General features: G+C 73.3%; 17 protein-coding genes. All 17 read left to right on the forward strand.

What is annotated here, in order from left to right; translation table 11 throughout:
• Positions 1-126 precede the first annotated feature (126 nt).
• The 17 genes from ACOJV9_RS00610 to ACOJV9_RS00690 all read left to right on the forward strand — a co-directional run bounded on the left by ACOJV9_RS00610 (position 127) and on the right by ACOJV9_RS00690 (position 14,486).
• On the forward strand, positions 127-426 hold the full coding sequence (locus ACOJV9_RS00610) for a hypothetical protein (protein WP_420183244.1): 300 nt from the start codon (positions 127-129) through the stop codon (positions 424-426).
• 2 nt (positions 427-428) lie between these two features.
• The gene (locus tag ACOJV9_RS00615) at positions 429-2,156 is read left to right on the forward strand and encodes an alpha/beta hydrolase (RefSeq protein WP_420183245.1); all 1,728 of its coding nucleotides are present in this window, start codon (positions 429-431) and stop codon (positions 2,154-2,156) included.
• 8 nt (positions 2,157-2,164) lie between these two features.
• A complete protein-coding gene (locus ACOJV9_RS00620; protein ID WP_420183246.1) occupies positions 2,165-2,725 on the forward strand; it encodes an LppA family lipoprotein in 561 nt (186 codons plus the stop codon).
• 98 nt (positions 2,726-2,823) lie between these two features.
• Positions 2,824-3,183 (forward strand): NADH-quinone oxidoreductase subunit A, encoded by a 360-nt coding sequence (locus ACOJV9_RS00625; protein ID WP_420183247.1) that lies wholly within the window; start codon positions 2,824-2,826, stop codon positions 3,181-3,183.
• Positions 3,184-3,263: 80 nt separating this feature from the next.
• On the forward strand, positions 3,264-3,863 hold the full coding sequence (locus ACOJV9_RS00630) for an NADH-quinone oxidoreductase subunit B (protein WP_420183755.1): 600 nt from the start codon (positions 3,264-3,266) through the stop codon (positions 3,861-3,863).
• Positions 3,863-4,210: a DUF2568 domain-containing protein gene (locus ACOJV9_RS00635; RefSeq protein ID WP_420183248.1), complete on the forward strand. Its 348-nt coding sequence runs from the start codon at positions 3,863-3,865 to the stop codon at positions 4,208-4,210. Before ACOJV9_RS00630 ends, ACOJV9_RS00635 begins: the two co-directional genes overlap by 1 nt.
• Positions 4,211-4,378: 168 nt before the next feature.
• Positions 4,379-5,431 carry an SGNH/GDSL hydrolase family protein gene (locus tag ACOJV9_RS00640; RefSeq protein ID WP_420183249.1) on the forward strand — a complete coding sequence of 351 codons (1,053 nt, stop codon included), beginning with the start codon at positions 4,379-4,381 and terminating at the stop codon, positions 5,429-5,431.
• 140 nt (positions 5,432-5,571) lie between these two features.
• The gene (locus ACOJV9_RS00645; RefSeq protein WP_420183250.1) at positions 5,572-5,973 is read left to right on the forward strand and encodes a hypothetical protein; all 402 of its coding nucleotides are present in this window, start codon (positions 5,572-5,574) and stop codon (positions 5,971-5,973) included.
• A gap of 20 nt (positions 5,974-5,993) precedes the next feature.
• Positions 5,994-6,542, forward strand: a complete 549-nt coding sequence (locus ACOJV9_RS00650; protein WP_420183251.1) for an NADH-quinone oxidoreductase subunit C — start codon at positions 5,994-5,996, stop codon at positions 6,540-6,542.
• Positions 6,543-6,641: 99 nt separating this feature from the next.
• Complete coding sequence (locus ACOJV9_RS00655) at positions 6,642-7,016, forward strand: VOC family protein (RefSeq protein WP_420183252.1); 375 nt, start codon at positions 6,642-6,644, stop codon at positions 7,014-7,016.
• Positions 7,017-7,082: 66 nt separating this feature from the next.
• On the forward strand, positions 7,083-8,039 hold the full coding sequence (locus tag ACOJV9_RS00660) for a complex I subunit 1/NuoH family protein (protein ID WP_420183253.1): 957 nt from the start codon (positions 7,083-7,085) through the stop codon (positions 8,037-8,039).
• A 131-nt stretch (positions 8,040-8,170) separates the two neighbouring features.
• Positions 8,171-8,698 carry a 4Fe-4S binding protein gene (locus ACOJV9_RS00665; protein WP_420183254.1) on the forward strand — a complete coding sequence of 176 codons (528 nt, stop codon included), beginning with the start codon at positions 8,171-8,173 and terminating at the stop codon, positions 8,696-8,698.
• Positions 8,695-9,201 carry an NADH-quinone oxidoreductase subunit J family protein gene (locus ACOJV9_RS00670; RefSeq protein ID WP_420183255.1) on the forward strand — a complete coding sequence of 169 codons (507 nt, stop codon included), beginning with the start codon at positions 8,695-8,697 and terminating at the stop codon, positions 9,199-9,201. Before ACOJV9_RS00665 ends, ACOJV9_RS00670 begins: the two co-directional genes overlap by 4 nt.
• The gene (gene nuoK, locus ACOJV9_RS00675; protein ID WP_420183256.1) at positions 9,198-9,572 is read left to right on the forward strand and encodes an NADH-quinone oxidoreductase subunit NuoK; all 375 of its coding nucleotides are present in this window, start codon (positions 9,198-9,200) and stop codon (positions 9,570-9,572) included. Before ACOJV9_RS00670 ends, nuoK begins: the two co-directional genes overlap by 4 nt.
• Complete coding sequence (locus tag ACOJV9_RS00680) at positions 9,569-11,500, forward strand: NADH-quinone oxidoreductase subunit 5 family protein (RefSeq protein ID WP_420183257.1); 1,932 nt, start codon at positions 9,569-9,571, stop codon at positions 11,498-11,500. The genes nuoK and ACOJV9_RS00680 overlap by 4 nt, the downstream gene beginning before the upstream one ends.
• Positions 11,491-13,038, forward strand: coding sequence for a complex I subunit 4 family protein (locus ACOJV9_RS00685; protein ID WP_420183258.1), 1,548 nt, complete (start codon positions 11,491-11,493; stop codon positions 13,036-13,038). Before ACOJV9_RS00680 ends, ACOJV9_RS00685 begins: the two co-directional genes overlap by 10 nt.
• Positions 13,035-14,486, forward strand: a complete 1,452-nt coding sequence (locus ACOJV9_RS00690; RefSeq protein ID WP_420183259.1) for a proton-conducting transporter transmembrane domain-containing protein — start codon at positions 13,035-13,037, stop codon at positions 14,484-14,486. The genes ACOJV9_RS00685 and ACOJV9_RS00690 overlap by 4 nt, the downstream gene beginning before the upstream one ends.
• The last annotated feature ends 2 nt before the right edge of the window (positions 14,487-14,488 follow it).

The raw sequence follows: 14,488 nt of genomic DNA on the forward strand, positions 1-14,488 counted from the left end.
TCCATCGTACGACCGAGGGAAGGCAACCCTTGCGTGCGCCCACGCTGCGTCGGGGAGGTCTCCCCATTGCCGCCGCGGGCGACCCGCTGACACCCTTGGGGCCGGGGCCGCACACGAGGGGGACGCATGACGTACGAGGTCGAGATCGGGGACCTGCGCGACTCGGCCGAGGCGGCCCGGTCGGCCGTCTCGCAGCTGGCGAGGCTGACGCCCGGCAGTGACCTCACCGGCGCCGGCGCGGGGATTCCGGGCGCGGCCAGCGTCGCCGTCATGGCGAGGGTGAGCAGCGACTGGACCACCGAGCTCTCCGACTGGGTCGAGGCTGCGCGCGGCTACGCCAGCACCCTCGACGCCAACGCCACGCAGTACGAGCTCGACGACGAGGCCGCCCGCGCGGCGTTCGGACCGCTTGGCCGGGGACGCTGACCGTGGCGCTCACCTGGTCCGACATCACCCGGTGGAGGCACGAGCCCTTCGCGACCGCCGAGAGCCGGCTGCGCACCACGCGCCGCGACATGCTCGACCTCGCGGACGAGCTCGCCACCATGGGGCTGCCGCGGAGCTGGACCGGCTCGGCGTCGCAGACCTCGGGGAACCGTCTGCGGATCATCACCGACGACCTCCGGGACGTCGTCGCCGAGGTGTCCGCGGCATTCACGGCCGTCTGCGACGCGGCGGACGCCGTGCTCGGGGTGGTCACCGCGGTGGACGAGGCCCAGGAGTACGCGCGGCTCTCCAGCCTCGTCATCAGCTCCGGCGGCACGGTGTCGATGAGCGAGCTCCTCGTCTGCCGGGCCGACGACACGGAGGCGGACGTCGAGGCCCGCCGGGTCCGGATGGCAGCGGTCGACGAGTGTGCCACCCGGATCTCGGAGGCGCTGCGCAAGGCCGAGGACGTCGACGCCGACCTCGGGGCACTCCTCCGTCGCATCGAGCTGAACCGCATCGACGGCGGCACCGGGACCCTGGCCCAGGCCTCCGCGATCGGTGCGGTGGCAGGTGACCTCGGCGTCCTCGAACCCCCGCGGGGCGGCACGCCGACCGAGAACGCCGCGTGGTGGGCGGCCATGTCGCCGGACGAGCGCGCCCTCGTCATCGCGCAGCACCCGGGGTGGATCGGCAACCGTGACGGCGTCGACGCCGCGTCGAGGGACCTCGCGAACCGCGCCCTGCTCGACGACCGCCGGACGCACGTCGACGACCGGCTCGCCGAGCTGGTCGCAGGTTTCGTCCGCCCCGACGGGACCCTCAACGACGCGTACTACGCCGCGAACATCGACGAGTACACCGACCTGCTGGAGGAGCAGGGCGCCATCGAGACGCTCGACGAGATCCTCGGCCGGCCCGGCGAGCACCAGCTCCTCGGTCTCGACTTCACGACACCCCGGACGCAGGCGGTCGTGGCCAACGGCGACGTCGACACCGCCGACCACGTCGCCGTGTTCACGCCCGGGCTCACCTCGACCGTCGAGGGGATGGGCGGCTACGACGCGTCGATGGCCCAGCTGCGCAACCGCACCGAGGACGAGCTGTTCCGGCGGGGTGAGGACGGGACGGTGGCCACGGTGACGTGGCTCGGCTACCAGGCGCCGCAGTGGGGGACGACGTTCGCCGGCGACTCGGTGGCGCTGTCCGGATCGGCGCAGGACGGTGGCCGGGACCTCGCGGCCTACTTCGCGGGGCTCAACGCCTCCCGGATGACCGACCCGGACCTCACCGCCCTCGCCCATTCGTACGGGTCGACGACGACGGGCTACGGCCTGCAGCACGAGGGCACCGGGGTCGACCGGGTCGTCTTCTTCGGGTCTCCGGGGCTCGGCACGAGCGACCTGGGCGAGATGCACCTCCCCGAGGGGGGCGCCTACTACGCCGAGGCGAAGTGGGACCCGGTGGGTGACCTCGGCCGCTTCGGCAGCGACCCCACCGGGCTCGAGGGGATGAACCACCTCGAGACCGGCGACGCGTCCTCGGAGGACGGGCGGGACTGGCAGGGCGTGACCGGCCACTCCGACTACCTCCAGGACGGGTCCACGAGCCAGTACTCGATGGCGCAGGTCGTGGGTGGTCATCCGGAGGACGCGGTCTCGGGCCAGAATGTCGGACTGCTCACCGACCCGCTCGACGCCCAGCCCTGGTGGCCGGACCTCCTCCGATGAGAGACGACATGACCCACGACCCCAGCTCGCGCCTCCCCGCGGCGCAGCACCGAGCCCGACCTCGTCGTGGCACGGTGGTCGTGACCGCCGCGATCACCGTCCTCATGGCCCTGACCGCCGGATGCACAGGAGACACCGTGGATGCACGACAGCAGCTCGAGTCCCGCCGTTCGGCGGCGCAGGCGGAGCGCGACAACCTGGCCCTGCTCACCGAGGTGCGGGCGGCCCTGAGCGAGGTCGCCCCGGCCCTCCGCTGGCGGACCCCGGCCCCCACGGTCGAGTCGGGGTCGCTGTGCAAGAAGCCGTTCGACACGGTCGAGGGCGCGACGAGCCAGGTCCTCGAGAGCGGCGGTGCGTTCGGGGCGATCCCGGACGCGGACTGGCCCCGCGCGTGGGAGGCGGTCAAGAGGGTCGCGGCCGAGCGCGGCTACGGCGACGAGCAGACGCTCAAGGACGCGCCGGGCGAGCACCAGATGTCGCTCTACGACGGCGACGGCGCCGAGCTGTCGGTGGGCACCGGCGTCAACACCGTGGCCTCGATCTACGGGGCCTGCCACCTCGAGGGCTGACCGAGGCTGACCGGCACCGGGCGGCAGGCTCGGACCCGGCGCCGAGCGGCAGGCTCGGGACCGGCTCCACCACGACGCTGGTCGCTAGGCTGCGGAGCATGACCGGATACGTCGTCGCCGCCGCGGTCCTCGCGACGGGCATCCTCCTGGTCATCGCCGCCTCCGGCGCACGCCGGTTGCTCGCCCCCCGCGCTGCCACCGTCGCCAAGCTCACGACCTACGAGTCCGGCGTCGACCCCGTGGGCGAGGGCTGGGCTCAGAGCCAGGTCCGCTACCTCTCCTACGCGTTCCTCTACGTCGTGTTCGCCGTCGACGCGGTCTACCTGTTCCCGTGGGCCTACGTCCTGCGCGACCCGGAGCTCGGTGCCGCCTCGCTCGTCGAGATCGCCGTCTTCATCGGCATCATCGTCATCGGCCTCGTGCACGCCGCCCGGCGGGGCCTGCTGCGCTGGACCTGAGCACCGTCGGGGCCCTGCCGTCCGGGTGCCGGCTGTCCTAGGGTGGCCACGTGAGCGTCGACGAGCCCGTGCTGCTGCCGATGCCGCGCGTCGGACCGCTGGGTGAGCACGCGCCCAAGCCGATCCGGGTGGTGCTCAACTGGGGCCGGCGCTACTCCCTCTGGGTCTTCAACTTCGGTCTGGCCTGCTGCGCGATCGAGTTCATCGCCGCGTCGATGGGCCGCCACGACTTCATCCGCCTCGGCGTCATCCCGTTCGCTCCGGGTCCGCGCCAGGCCGACCTCATGGTCGTGTCGGGGACGGTGACCGACAAGATGGCGCCGGCCATCCGCCGCCTCTACGACCAGATGCCCGAGCCCAAGTACGTCATCTCCTTCGGGGCCTGCTCGAACTCCGGTGGCCCCTACTGGGACTCCTACTCGGTGACCAAGGGCGTCGACCAGCTCATCCCCGTCGACGTCTACGTGCCCGGGTGCCCGCCCCGGCCCGAGGCGCTGCTCCACGGCATCATCCGGCTCCAGGAGCAGATCGCGGGGGAGCGGCTGTCCGGCCGCGCCATCGCCGACCGGCTGGGTGGTGCGGGTGCTGGGCACGACACCGGTTCGGCGCCGCGCTACACCGCCCACCGCACGGGATCCGCCGCCGAGGTGACGCGCGAGCGGGTCAGCAGGCCCGGCTGATGCTGGTCGTCCTGGGCCTGCTCGCGTTCGTCATCGAGTTCGCCTTCATGGTCGGGGTCTTCCTGCTCGGCTCCGGCGTCGCCGGAGGAGGCGTTGGCGGCGCCTTGGCCGGTGTCCTGGCCGTCGTCGTCGTGGCCGTGCTGTGGGGTCTCTTCGTTGCTCCCAGGGCCCGGCGGCGCATCCCCAGGGTGCCGCGCGCGCTGGCTGCCGGCACGGCCGTCGCGATCGTCGGCGCGGGGCTTCTCGGCCTGGAGCACCAGCGCTTCGGGCTCGTCCTCATCGGCGCCGGGCTGGTGCTCGTCATGGCGCAGCTCGCCCTCGACGACGTCACCCCCACCACCTCCTGACCGGCCCCTGGCGGACGCCCCTGGCGGACGCGACGTGGCGGACGGGGGCGGACGGCATACGACGGTTTGGGGTAAGGACTTGGCAAAGGCTCCCGCTCCCGGGTGCGCGCCCGCGGTGACGGCCCTAGGTTGCGAACACCAACCCCTCGCGATCCTTGGGAGACGTCAATGACGACAGTTCGAGCCATGGGTCTGGTCGCCGCGTGTGCCGCCGCGACCAGCCTCGTGATCAGCGCAGCACCGGCGCAGGCCGCCACCTCGTACGTCGCCCTCGGCGACTCCTACTCGTCGGGGACGGGGACGCGGAGTTACCTCAACGACGGCACGACCTGCCAGCGCTCCGCCCTCGCGTACCCCTCGCTGATCGCGGCGGCGAAGGGGCTGACCCTCAACTTCCGCGCGTGCTCCGGAGCCACGGTCGCCGACGTCACCAACACCCAGCTGGCCTCGCTGACGGCGTCGACGACCCACGTGAGCATCTCCGTCGGCGGCAACGACGCCGGGTTCGCGAACGTCCTCACCGAGTGCGCCAAGCCGGCCTGGGCGAGCAACTGCAACGGCGCCATCGACACGGCCCAGAGCTACATCACGAACGTCCTCCCCGGCCGGCTCGCCACGCTCTACACGAGCATCCGCACCAAGGCGCCGAACGCGAAGGTCGTCGTCGTCGGCTACCCGCGCATCTTCCAGGGCGAGGACTGCAACGCCTTCACCTGGTTCTCGCCGACCGAGCAGGCACGGCTCAACCAGATGGCCGACCTGCTCAACGGCAGGACGTCAGCCGCCGCTGGTGCCAAGGCGTTCAGCTTCGCGAACCCGACCTCACGGTTTCTCGGACACGCGGTCTGTGACGACGTCGAGTGGATCAACGGCCTCTCCAGCCCGGTCAGCGAGAGCTACCACCCCAACCGGGCCGGCCACAGCGGTGGCTACGCCCCGGCCGTGAGCACCCCGCTCACCGGCTCCTCGTTCACGACCACCAGCGCGACGCTCCAAGGGGCCGCGGCCTCGGCCGACTCCCTCGCGACGCAGCAGCGCGGCTACGCGTCCCGGGACGCGAGCATCACGCCGAAGCCGGTCCTCGCGCCCGACCTCGGCTCGGCCCAGGTGAAGGCCGCCGCCGCGCGTGCCGGTGTCGACCTCTCGTCGCGGGCGAGCATCGACCGCGTGGACCGCGCGTATGCCGCCCGCCAGGCTGCCGAGCACGCCGCCGGTCGCTGACGGCCCACCCCGCACCCGCACGCGCGGACGTGTTCGCAGGGATGGTCGCCAACCCGACCGTCCCTGCGGACGCCGGCGTGCGCGCGGCCGCCTAGGGTCGTCGGCATGGACGGGGCAGAGCCGGTGCGGACGCTGAGACCGTGCTGACCGCGCTGCTCGTCGCGGCCGCGGTCCACCTGGGGTTCCAGCTCACCGTCACGGTCGTCGCCTATCCGGCCCTGCTCGCGACGCCGGACTCCGAGTGGCGCGCCGCGCATGCGGCGCACGGACGACGGATCACCCCGCTCGTCGCCGTCGTCTACGGCGCGCTCGTCGTCACCGCGGTCGGTGCCCTGGTGACGGCCCCTTCCGCGGCCGTGCTCGTCGCCGCGTCGGCGTGCGCGGTGGCAGCCCTCAGCACCGCCGCCGTGGCGGCACCGACCCACGGCCGCCTCGGTGACGGCCGGACCGCCGAGCTCGTCCGCCGGCTGAGGTTGGCCGACGTCGTCCGCACCGCCGCTGCCGTCGTCGCCGTGGTCGCCGCAGCCGTCGCGGTGGCGTGAGCGATGGCTAGGCTGCGCGGGTGAGCACCGACGAGCTGCGCAGGGTCGCCATCGGCGACTGGCACGACGCCGTCGCCGCCGCCCACGGGCAGGGGTTCACCTTCTTCGACTGGCTCAGCGCCGTCGACCGCAGCCACGACGAGGCCGCGCCGGGTGACGACGTGGTGCTGCGGGTGGTCGCCTTTCCGCGCTACGACGCGGTCGTCGGTTCGCGGCTCTCGGCCTTCCGCGCGCTGAGGCTCACGACGCGCGTTCCCACCGGTGCCGCCCTCGCCTCCGTCACCGACGTGTATGCCGGCGCCGCCTGGCACGAGCGCGAGACCCACGAGATGTTCGGGGTCGCGTTCACCGGCTTCGACGACGGGTCGGGGCTGGGCCTGCGACCGCTCCTGCTCCCCGACGGGTTCGAGGGGACACCGCTGCGGAAGTCGTTCGTGCTCGCCGCCCGCGCGTCCAAGCCCTGGCCCGGTGGCAAGGAGCCGGGCGAGGGTCATGACTCGTCGAAGTCCCCTTCCCGCCGCCGCGTGCAGGCCCCGGGGGTGCCGGGCCCAGACTGGGGCCCCCGCTGACCGAGGATGGCCCCCTCCGGGACTTCCGGCCAAGGGCGCGCGCCGGTTGACTGGGGGTGAGGGGCCGGGACCGGTCCGTCCCCCGAGGGAGAGGCGACCATGGCTCACGGCGACATCACCCACATCGACATCCCGGTCTCGGACATGGAGCGGGCGAAGGCGTTCTACTCGGAGCTCTTCGGGTGGCGTATCGCGGAGGTTCCCGGCTTCGAGGGATATCCGATGTGGCAGGCCCCCAACACGATCAGCGGCGGCGGGCTCGCGCCCCGCGGCGAGGGGTTCACCCAGCCCCGTTCCTACGTCGAGGTCGACTCGATCGACGAGACCCTCGCCAGGGTGACCGAGCAGGGCGGCTCCGTCGTCATGGAGAAGTCACCGATCAGCGAGACGAGCTGGTGGGCGATCTTCAGCGACCTCGACGGCAACACCGTCGGCCTGTACGAGGGGGTGACCGACACGTCCGACGGCGGCTGAGTGCGCCGCTTCGCCCGTGTCGTCGCGGCGCTCGCGGAGAGGCGCCAGCGTCTAGGCTGCGAACCGATGAGCGTGCTCGAGGTGGTCGTGAGGTCGGTGGCCGTGCTGGCCGCGTTCCTCGTGCTGCCGCTGCTCGTCGGCCAGACCGAGCACAAGGTCATGGCCCACATGCAGGGCCGCCTCGGACCGATGTATGCCGGCGGGTTCCACGGGTGGGCCCAGCTCGTCGCCGACGGGGTGAAGTTCGCGCAGAAGGAGGACATCACCCCGCGCGCCGCGGACCGGACGATCTTCCGGATCGCGCCGTTCGTCGCGCTCGTGCCCTACCTGCTCGCCATGGCCGCGCTGCCGCTGCACGACGGGGTCGCGGCGGTCGAGGTGCCGGCCAGCGCCGTCCTGCTCCTCGCGGCCACGAGCGTCGGCGCGCTCGGGACGCTCATGGCCGGCTGGGCCAGCGCCAACAAGTACGCCCTGCTCGGGGCCCTGCGCTCAGCGGCCCAGCTCGTCTCCTACGAGCTGCCGCTGGTGCTGTCGGTCGCCTCCGCCTGCCTGGCCGCCGGGACGCTGAGCCTGGCCGGGGTGGTGGAGGCCTGGTCGCCGTGGTGGCTCGTCTGGCAGCTGCCCGGTGCGCTGGTCTTCCTCGTCGCGGCCCTGGCCGAGCTCCAGCGGCCGCCGTTCGACATGCCGATCGCCGACGCCGAGCTCGTCATGGGGCCGTGGACCGAGTACACCGGACTGCGGTTCGCGTTCTTCCTGCTCGCGGAGTACGCCGGCATCGTCGTCTTCTCGCTCCTCTTCGCCGTCCTCTTCCTCGGGGGATGGCGGGGCCCGTTCAGCGACGAGCTCGGCTGGCTGTGGACCCTGTTCAAGGGCTTCGTCGTCGCCGTGCTCGTCATCTGGTTCCGCGTGGCCTGGCCGCGCATGCGCGAGGACCAGCTCCAGCGACTCGCGTGGCTCGTCCTCCTGCCCATGGCCCTGCTCCAGCTGGCCCTCACCGGAATCGGCGTGGTGATGACGCGATGAACACCCCTGCAGGACATGACCACTCGGGCCACGACCGCCCGGGCCACGACCACTCGGGCCACGACCACTCGGGCCACGGCCATGGTGGTCACGGTCCCGGCCACGGCGGCAGCACGCCGAGCTCAAAGGGCATGCTGCCCGGCATACTCAAGGGTCTGGCGACGACCGCGAAGACGGCCACGCGCAAGACGCACACGCAGGAGTACCCGGACGTCGCGCCCGACCTGCCGCCGCGCAGCCGGGGCGTCATCGCGCTGCTCGAGGAGAACTGCACGAGCTGCATGCTCTGCGCGCGCGAGTGCCCGGACTGGTGCATCTACATCGACTCGCACAAGGAGACGATCCCCGCCACCACCGAGGGCGGGCGGGAGCGGCAGCGCAACGTGCTCGACAACTTCTCGATCGACTTCTCGCTGTGCATGTACTGCGGGATCTGCATCGAGGTCTGCCCGTTCGACGCGCTGTTCTGGAGCCCGCAGTTCGAGTACGCCGAGACCGACATCCGCGACCTGCTCCACGACAAGGAGCGCCTCGGCGGCTGGATGGAGACCGTGCCCCCGCCGCCGGCCCTCGACGAGCGGTCGGCCGAGCCGGCCGAGGTCGCCGCGGCGAACAAGCCGCTCCGCGCGCCGCGGGGGACCGGGGCGCCGGGCGCATGACCTCACTCGACCTGGCGTTCGCCGCGTGCGGGCTGTTGGCGGTCGTCGCCGGGCTGCTCGCCGTGACGACCCGGCAGGTGGTGCACGCCGCCCTCTGGCTCGTCGTGGCGCTGCTGGGTGTCGCCGGGTGCCTGCTCGTCCTCGGGCACGAGCTCGTGGCGCTGGTCCTCGTGCTCGTCTACGTCGGTGCCGTCGTCGTGCTCGTCCTCTTCGCGCTCATGCTGACGCGGGCGCCGATCGGCCCCGACCTCGCCCACGCCGTGCCCGTGTGGCGGCAGGTGGCGGCCGGCCTGGCCGGGGCGGCGACCACGGCGCTCCTGCTCGCCGCGCTCGTGCCGGTGGCCGGGGACGCGGTCGAGCGACGCGACATCTCGAACCAGGCCGTCGCCACCGAGCTGTTCGGCACGTGGGTCTGGCCGTTCGAGGCGCTGTCGGTGCTGCTGCTCGCCGCCCTCATCGCGGCGCTCGCCGTCTCGCGCGGCCGCGTCGGGGAGGACGCGTGATCCACCTCGTCGGGCCCTACGTCGTCGCCGCGCTGCTCGTCGGGCTCGGCGTCATGGGCGTCCTCGCCCGGCGCAACGCCGTCCTCGTGCTCATCGGCGTTGAGCTCATCCTCTCCGGCTCGCTCGTGCTGCTCGTGACGTCGGGCGCCGCGTCGGCGTCGCGCTGGGAGGCGTCGAGCATCCTGCCGCTCTTCGTCATCACCATCGCCGCGGCCGAGGTCGTCGTCGCGCTCGCTGTCATCCTCACCGCCTTCCGCCACCGCGGGTCGATCGACATGGACGAACCCCTCGACGACCGACTTCTTGCCAGTTCGGGTCACCCCGCCGTGACCCGAACCGGCAAGAAGTCGGAGGGGGAGGTGGGGGCGTGAGTGCGCTGTGGGTGTCGTCCCTGCTCGTCGGGCTGCCGCTGCTCGCCGCCGTCGTGACGCTGGCGGTGCGACGCTGGCCGGGCCCGGCCACGCAGGTGTCGGTCGTCGCCTCGCTGGTCTCGCTCGTGCTCGCGGTCGTCGGCCTCGTGGTGGCACCGGTGCGCGGTGCGGCGACCAGCCCGCTCGTCGACCCGTATGCCGTCGGCGGGCTGGAGATGCCCCTTCGCCTCGGGGCCGGGCCGTCCACGGCCGCGGTGGCCGCCGTCGTCGCCCTCGTCGCGGCGGCCGTGCTCGTCTTCACCCGTTGGTACCTCGCCGACGACGACCGCCTCGCCGTCTTCGCCGCCACCGTCAGCCTGTTCACCGCCGCGATGATGCTCGTCGTCCACGCCCGAGACCTCGTGCTCACGCTCGTCGGCTGGGAGGTCATGGGCTGGTGCTCGTTCCTGCTCATCGGCCACTGGTCGCGCAAGGAGTCGGCTCGCCGAGCGGCGCACAAGGCCTTCCTCGTCACGCGGGTCGCCGACGTCGGCTTCGTCCTCGGCATCGTCGGTCTCGTCGCCGGCGCCGGGTCCACGCACCTCGACGAGGTCGTCACGACCTGGACCTCCGCCGAGGCACCCGGATCGCCGGCCCTGCGCTCGACGTTGCTGGTGCTCGTCGTCATCGGGGTGCTCGGCAAGTCGGCGCAGTTCCCGTTCCAGGACTGGCTGCCCGACGCCATGGAGGGCCCGACCCCGGCCTCGGCGCTCATCCACGCCGCGACGATGGTCGCCGCCGGGACCGTCGTCCTCGCCCAGCTCTTCGAGGTCCTCGTCGTCGCCGACGGCGCCCGCTGGGTCCTCGGCCTCTCCGTGGCCGTCACGATGGTCGGCGCGGCGGTCCTCGCGCTGGGCCAGTCCGACCTCAAGCGGCTGCTCGCCTGGTCGACGGTGAGCCAGGTGGCGATCATGCTGTCGGCACTGGCGACGGCACCTGCGGAGATCGGCCCCGACCCCGGCCTGTTCCACCTGTGGTCGCACGCGATCTTCAAGTCGCTGCTGTTCCTCACCATCGGCTGGCTGTCGGTCGTCGCCGGCTCGACGCTCGCCTCCGCGCTGCGCGGCTCGGGTCGCACCCACCCGCTCGCCATGGTGGCGTGGCTCTTCGGTCTGCTCGCGCTCGCCGGGGCGCCGTTCGTGGTGGGTGGGCTGTCCAAGGAGCACGTCGTCGTCACGGCCTACGAGGGGGCGGCGAGCTCCGGCGGCCCGGGCGTCGTCGTCCTCGCGGCGCTGCTCGTCACCGTCGTCCTCACCGCCGCCTACGCCGTCCGCGCCCACCTCGTCGTCTCCACCCGCGCGCACCTTTCGACCAATAGGGCGAAAGGTGTCGACGGCGGCGGTGACGATGTCGCGCACTTTTCGACCAATAGGTCAGGAAATGCGGTCGACACGCACGGGCACGGAGGTATGCCGTCCGCTCCCGTCCTCGTCGCGCTCGCCGTGCTCACGGTGCTCACCGTCGTCGGCGGCCTCGTGCTGCTCACGGGACTGTTCGACGTCCACGGGGCGTCGGTGTGGTGGATGCTCCTCACCGCCCTCCTCATCCTCGTCGGGGGCGGCCTGTCCTGGCTCGCCCGCGGCGCCGGCGACCCACGTGACCAGTTCGTCCGCACCCCCCGCCAGCGCGCCCTCGCCGACAGCGGCTTCGGGGTCGACACGGCATACCGCGCGGTCGTCGCCCGACCGGTGCTGGGACTGGCCCGGGTCGTCGCGTTCCTCGACCGCGAGGTCGTCGACGGCTATGTGCGCGGGGCGGCCGCCTCTGCGGGCGTCGCGGGGTGGTTGGCCGAGCGCGGACACCGACGCGAGGCGCCCTCGGCCGGTCTGGGCCTGGTCGCCCTCGGCCTGCTCGTCGCGGCCGGGACGGCGGTGCTCACGTGGCGCTGACCCTCCTCGTCCTCATGCTCCTGGCCCCCGGCGCGGTCGGGATCTGGCTCGTCACGGGCGGGCGCGCGCTCAACGCCGACGTGGCCCGGCTCGTCGCGCTCGCCGCGGCGGTCGTCGGTGGCCTCGCCGCGATCGGCGCGTCCATCGCCCGCCCGGTCCTCGACCGCGCCTGGATCCCGGACCTCGGCGTGCGCTGGCACTTCGCGGTCGACGGCATCAGCGCCCCGCTCGTCGTCCTCACGGCCGTCATCGGCGTGCTCGTCGTCGCGCACGCGTGGGTGGAGCAGCCGTGGGCGGACGGCCACACCGGACTCCTGCGCGGGAGCCCTGCGACCTATCTCGGCGCACTCCTCCTCGTCGAGACGGGGGCCCTGGCGGCCTTCGCCGCCCGCGACGCCGTGCTGTTCTTCATCGCCTTCGAGGTCGTCCTCGTGCCGATGTGGGTGCTCATCTCCCGCTACGGCGACCCGCGCAACGCCGCGGCCCGCGCCGACGCCTCGGCGAGGTTTCTCCTATACACCGCGGTCGGCTCGACCCTCATGCTCGTCGGCATCCTGCTGCTCGTCGGCCAGGCCGGCACGGCCGACCTCGACGACCTGCCGGCCGCTGCCGCCGCGCTCGGCGCCGGCCAGCAGACCCTCATCGCCCTCCTCCTCACCCTCGGGCTGGCCGTCAAGGTCCCCGTCTTCCCGCTCCACACGTGGCTGCCGGCCGCCCACACCACGGCCCCGACCGCGGGTTCGGTGCTCCTGGCGGCGGTGCTGCTCAAGCTCGGCACCTACGGGCTGGTCCGGCTCCCGTTGGCCAACGTGCCCGAGGGCTTCGCGCGGATCGCCCCCGCCCTCGCCATCGCCGGCGTCGTCGGCATCCTCTGGGGCGGGCTCATCTGCCTCGTCGAGCGCGACCTCAAGCGGCTGATCGCCTTCTCGTCGGTCGCGCACATGGGCTTCGTCGTCCTCGGCCTCGCCTCCGGCACCGAGACCGGGCTCCAGGCAGCCCTCATCGGCAACATCGCCCACGGCGTGATCTCGGCGCTGCTGTTCGTCATCGTCGGCGGGCTCAAGCACCGCTGGGGCTCGGTCGACCTCGCCGTCGTCCGCCCGGCGCTCCGCGAGGTCTCGCCCCGGCTCGGCTTCGCCCTCATCCTCGGTCTCGCAGCCGGGCTGGGGCTGCCCGGACTCGCCGGCTTCTGGGGCGAGTTCCTCGCGCTCGTCGCCGCGTGGAACCCGGCCCACCAGGAGGGGGTCCTGCGCACCTGCGCCGTCATCGCGGCCGTCGGGGCCGCGCTGGCCGCGGCCTATGCGCTGCGGGTGGCCCGGATCGTCTGGGTCGGTGACGCCGTGCCCGACACGGCGGCCGACGACGCGCTCGCCGGCCGGCTCGAGCCGATCGACCCTCGCACCCCGGACACGCGCGGCGTCGAGCTCGCCGTCCTCGCCGTGCTCGTCACCGCCGTCGTCATCATCGGCGTCGTGCCGCACACCGTGCTCTCGGTCACCGCCTCGGCTGCCGAGACCCTCATCGGGGGACGCCCATGACCCTCGACCTGTCGTGGGGACTGCTGCTGCCGGCACTCCTCCCCGTCGCCGCGATGCTGCTCGTCCTCGTCGTCGACGCCATCGCCCCACGGACGCGGCTCGCCGCTCCCGTCATCGGTGCCCTCGGTCTCGGCGGCGGCGCGGCCACCGCGCTCCCGGGCGTGCTCGACGCCGGTCCACGGCTCACGCTGTGCACGCCCGCTCCCGAAGGGCGCTGCCTCTGGGACGGCGGCCCCCTGACGAGCACCCTGCAGATCGCCGCCCTGCTCGCGACCCTCGCCGTGCTCGCGCTGGTCTCGATCCACCGGGCCGGTGTCGTCGACGTCGTCATGCTGCTCGCCTCGGCCAGCGGCGCCGTCGCCGTCGTCGCCGCTCGCGACCTCGGCACCTGGCTCATCACCCTCGAGCTCGCCACCCTCCCGGTGATCGCCCTCGTCGCCTGGCGCGACCGCCGCGCCGCCGCCCACGGGGCCCTCACCCTGCTCACGACCTCACTCGTGTCGTTCGGCCTCCTCGCCCTCGGGACCGCCCTCTGGGTGACCGGCACCGGCGACCCGACCCTCACCGGTGACTCGCTCGCCACCGCGTGGGCGGTCCCCGAGCAGCGGGTGCTCGTCAGCCTCGCCACGGTCGTGCTCCTCGCCGGGCTGGCGTTCAAGATGTCGGCCGTGCCGTTCCACGCCTGGACGCCGACCACCCTCACGTCGGGGCCGTTGCCCGTCTCCGCGCTGCTCGCGTCGGCCTCCAAGATCGCCGCCGTCGGCGCGCTGATCGTCGTGCTCGCCCCGTGGGAGTCGGTCGTCGGAGCCACCCCCGGCCCCCACGCCGTCGTCGCCGCACTCGTCACCCTCACCGTCGCGTCGATGCTCGTCGGCACGGTCATGGCGCTGCGCCAGACCGAGGTCGTCCGCCTGCTCGCGTGGTCGACCGTCGCGCAGGCCGGCTGGGTGATCCTGCCGCTGACCGCGCTCACGGCCGCCGGTCGCCGGGCCGGTGCGGTCTACGTCGTCGTGTATGCCGTCGCCGGCCTCGTCGCGTTCGCGGCGGTCCGCGCGGTCCACGGACCGCGCGTCGAGGACGGACGGCAGCTCACGGCATACCAAGGACTGCTCCGGCGCGACCCGGTCGCCGGGGGAGCGCTCGCCCTGGCCCTGCTCGTCCTCGCCGGGCTGCCCCCGGGCATCATCGGGCTGGTGGCCAAGATCGTCGCCATCCGGCCGGTCGTGTCGGCCGGGCTGTGGCCGGTGGCGGTGGTGGCGGTGGTCGCGGCCGTGCTCGGGATCGCGGTCTACGTCCGGTGGTTCGCGGTCCTCGTCGGCGAGCCCGAGGGGCCGGGCCCGGCCAGGCCCGCGTCCCGCCGCGCGAGCGTCGGCGTCGCCCTCGTCGGCTCGGCGGTCCTCGTGGTCACCAGCGTGCTGCCGCAGCTGCTCGTCGGGCTGGTGTCGTAGCG

Origin of the sequence: Knoellia terrae, from assembly GCF_048606435.1 — a bacterium.
Classification (GTDB): Bacteria; Actinomycetota; Actinomycetes; order Actinomycetales; family Dermatophilaceae; genus Knoellia; species Knoellia terrae.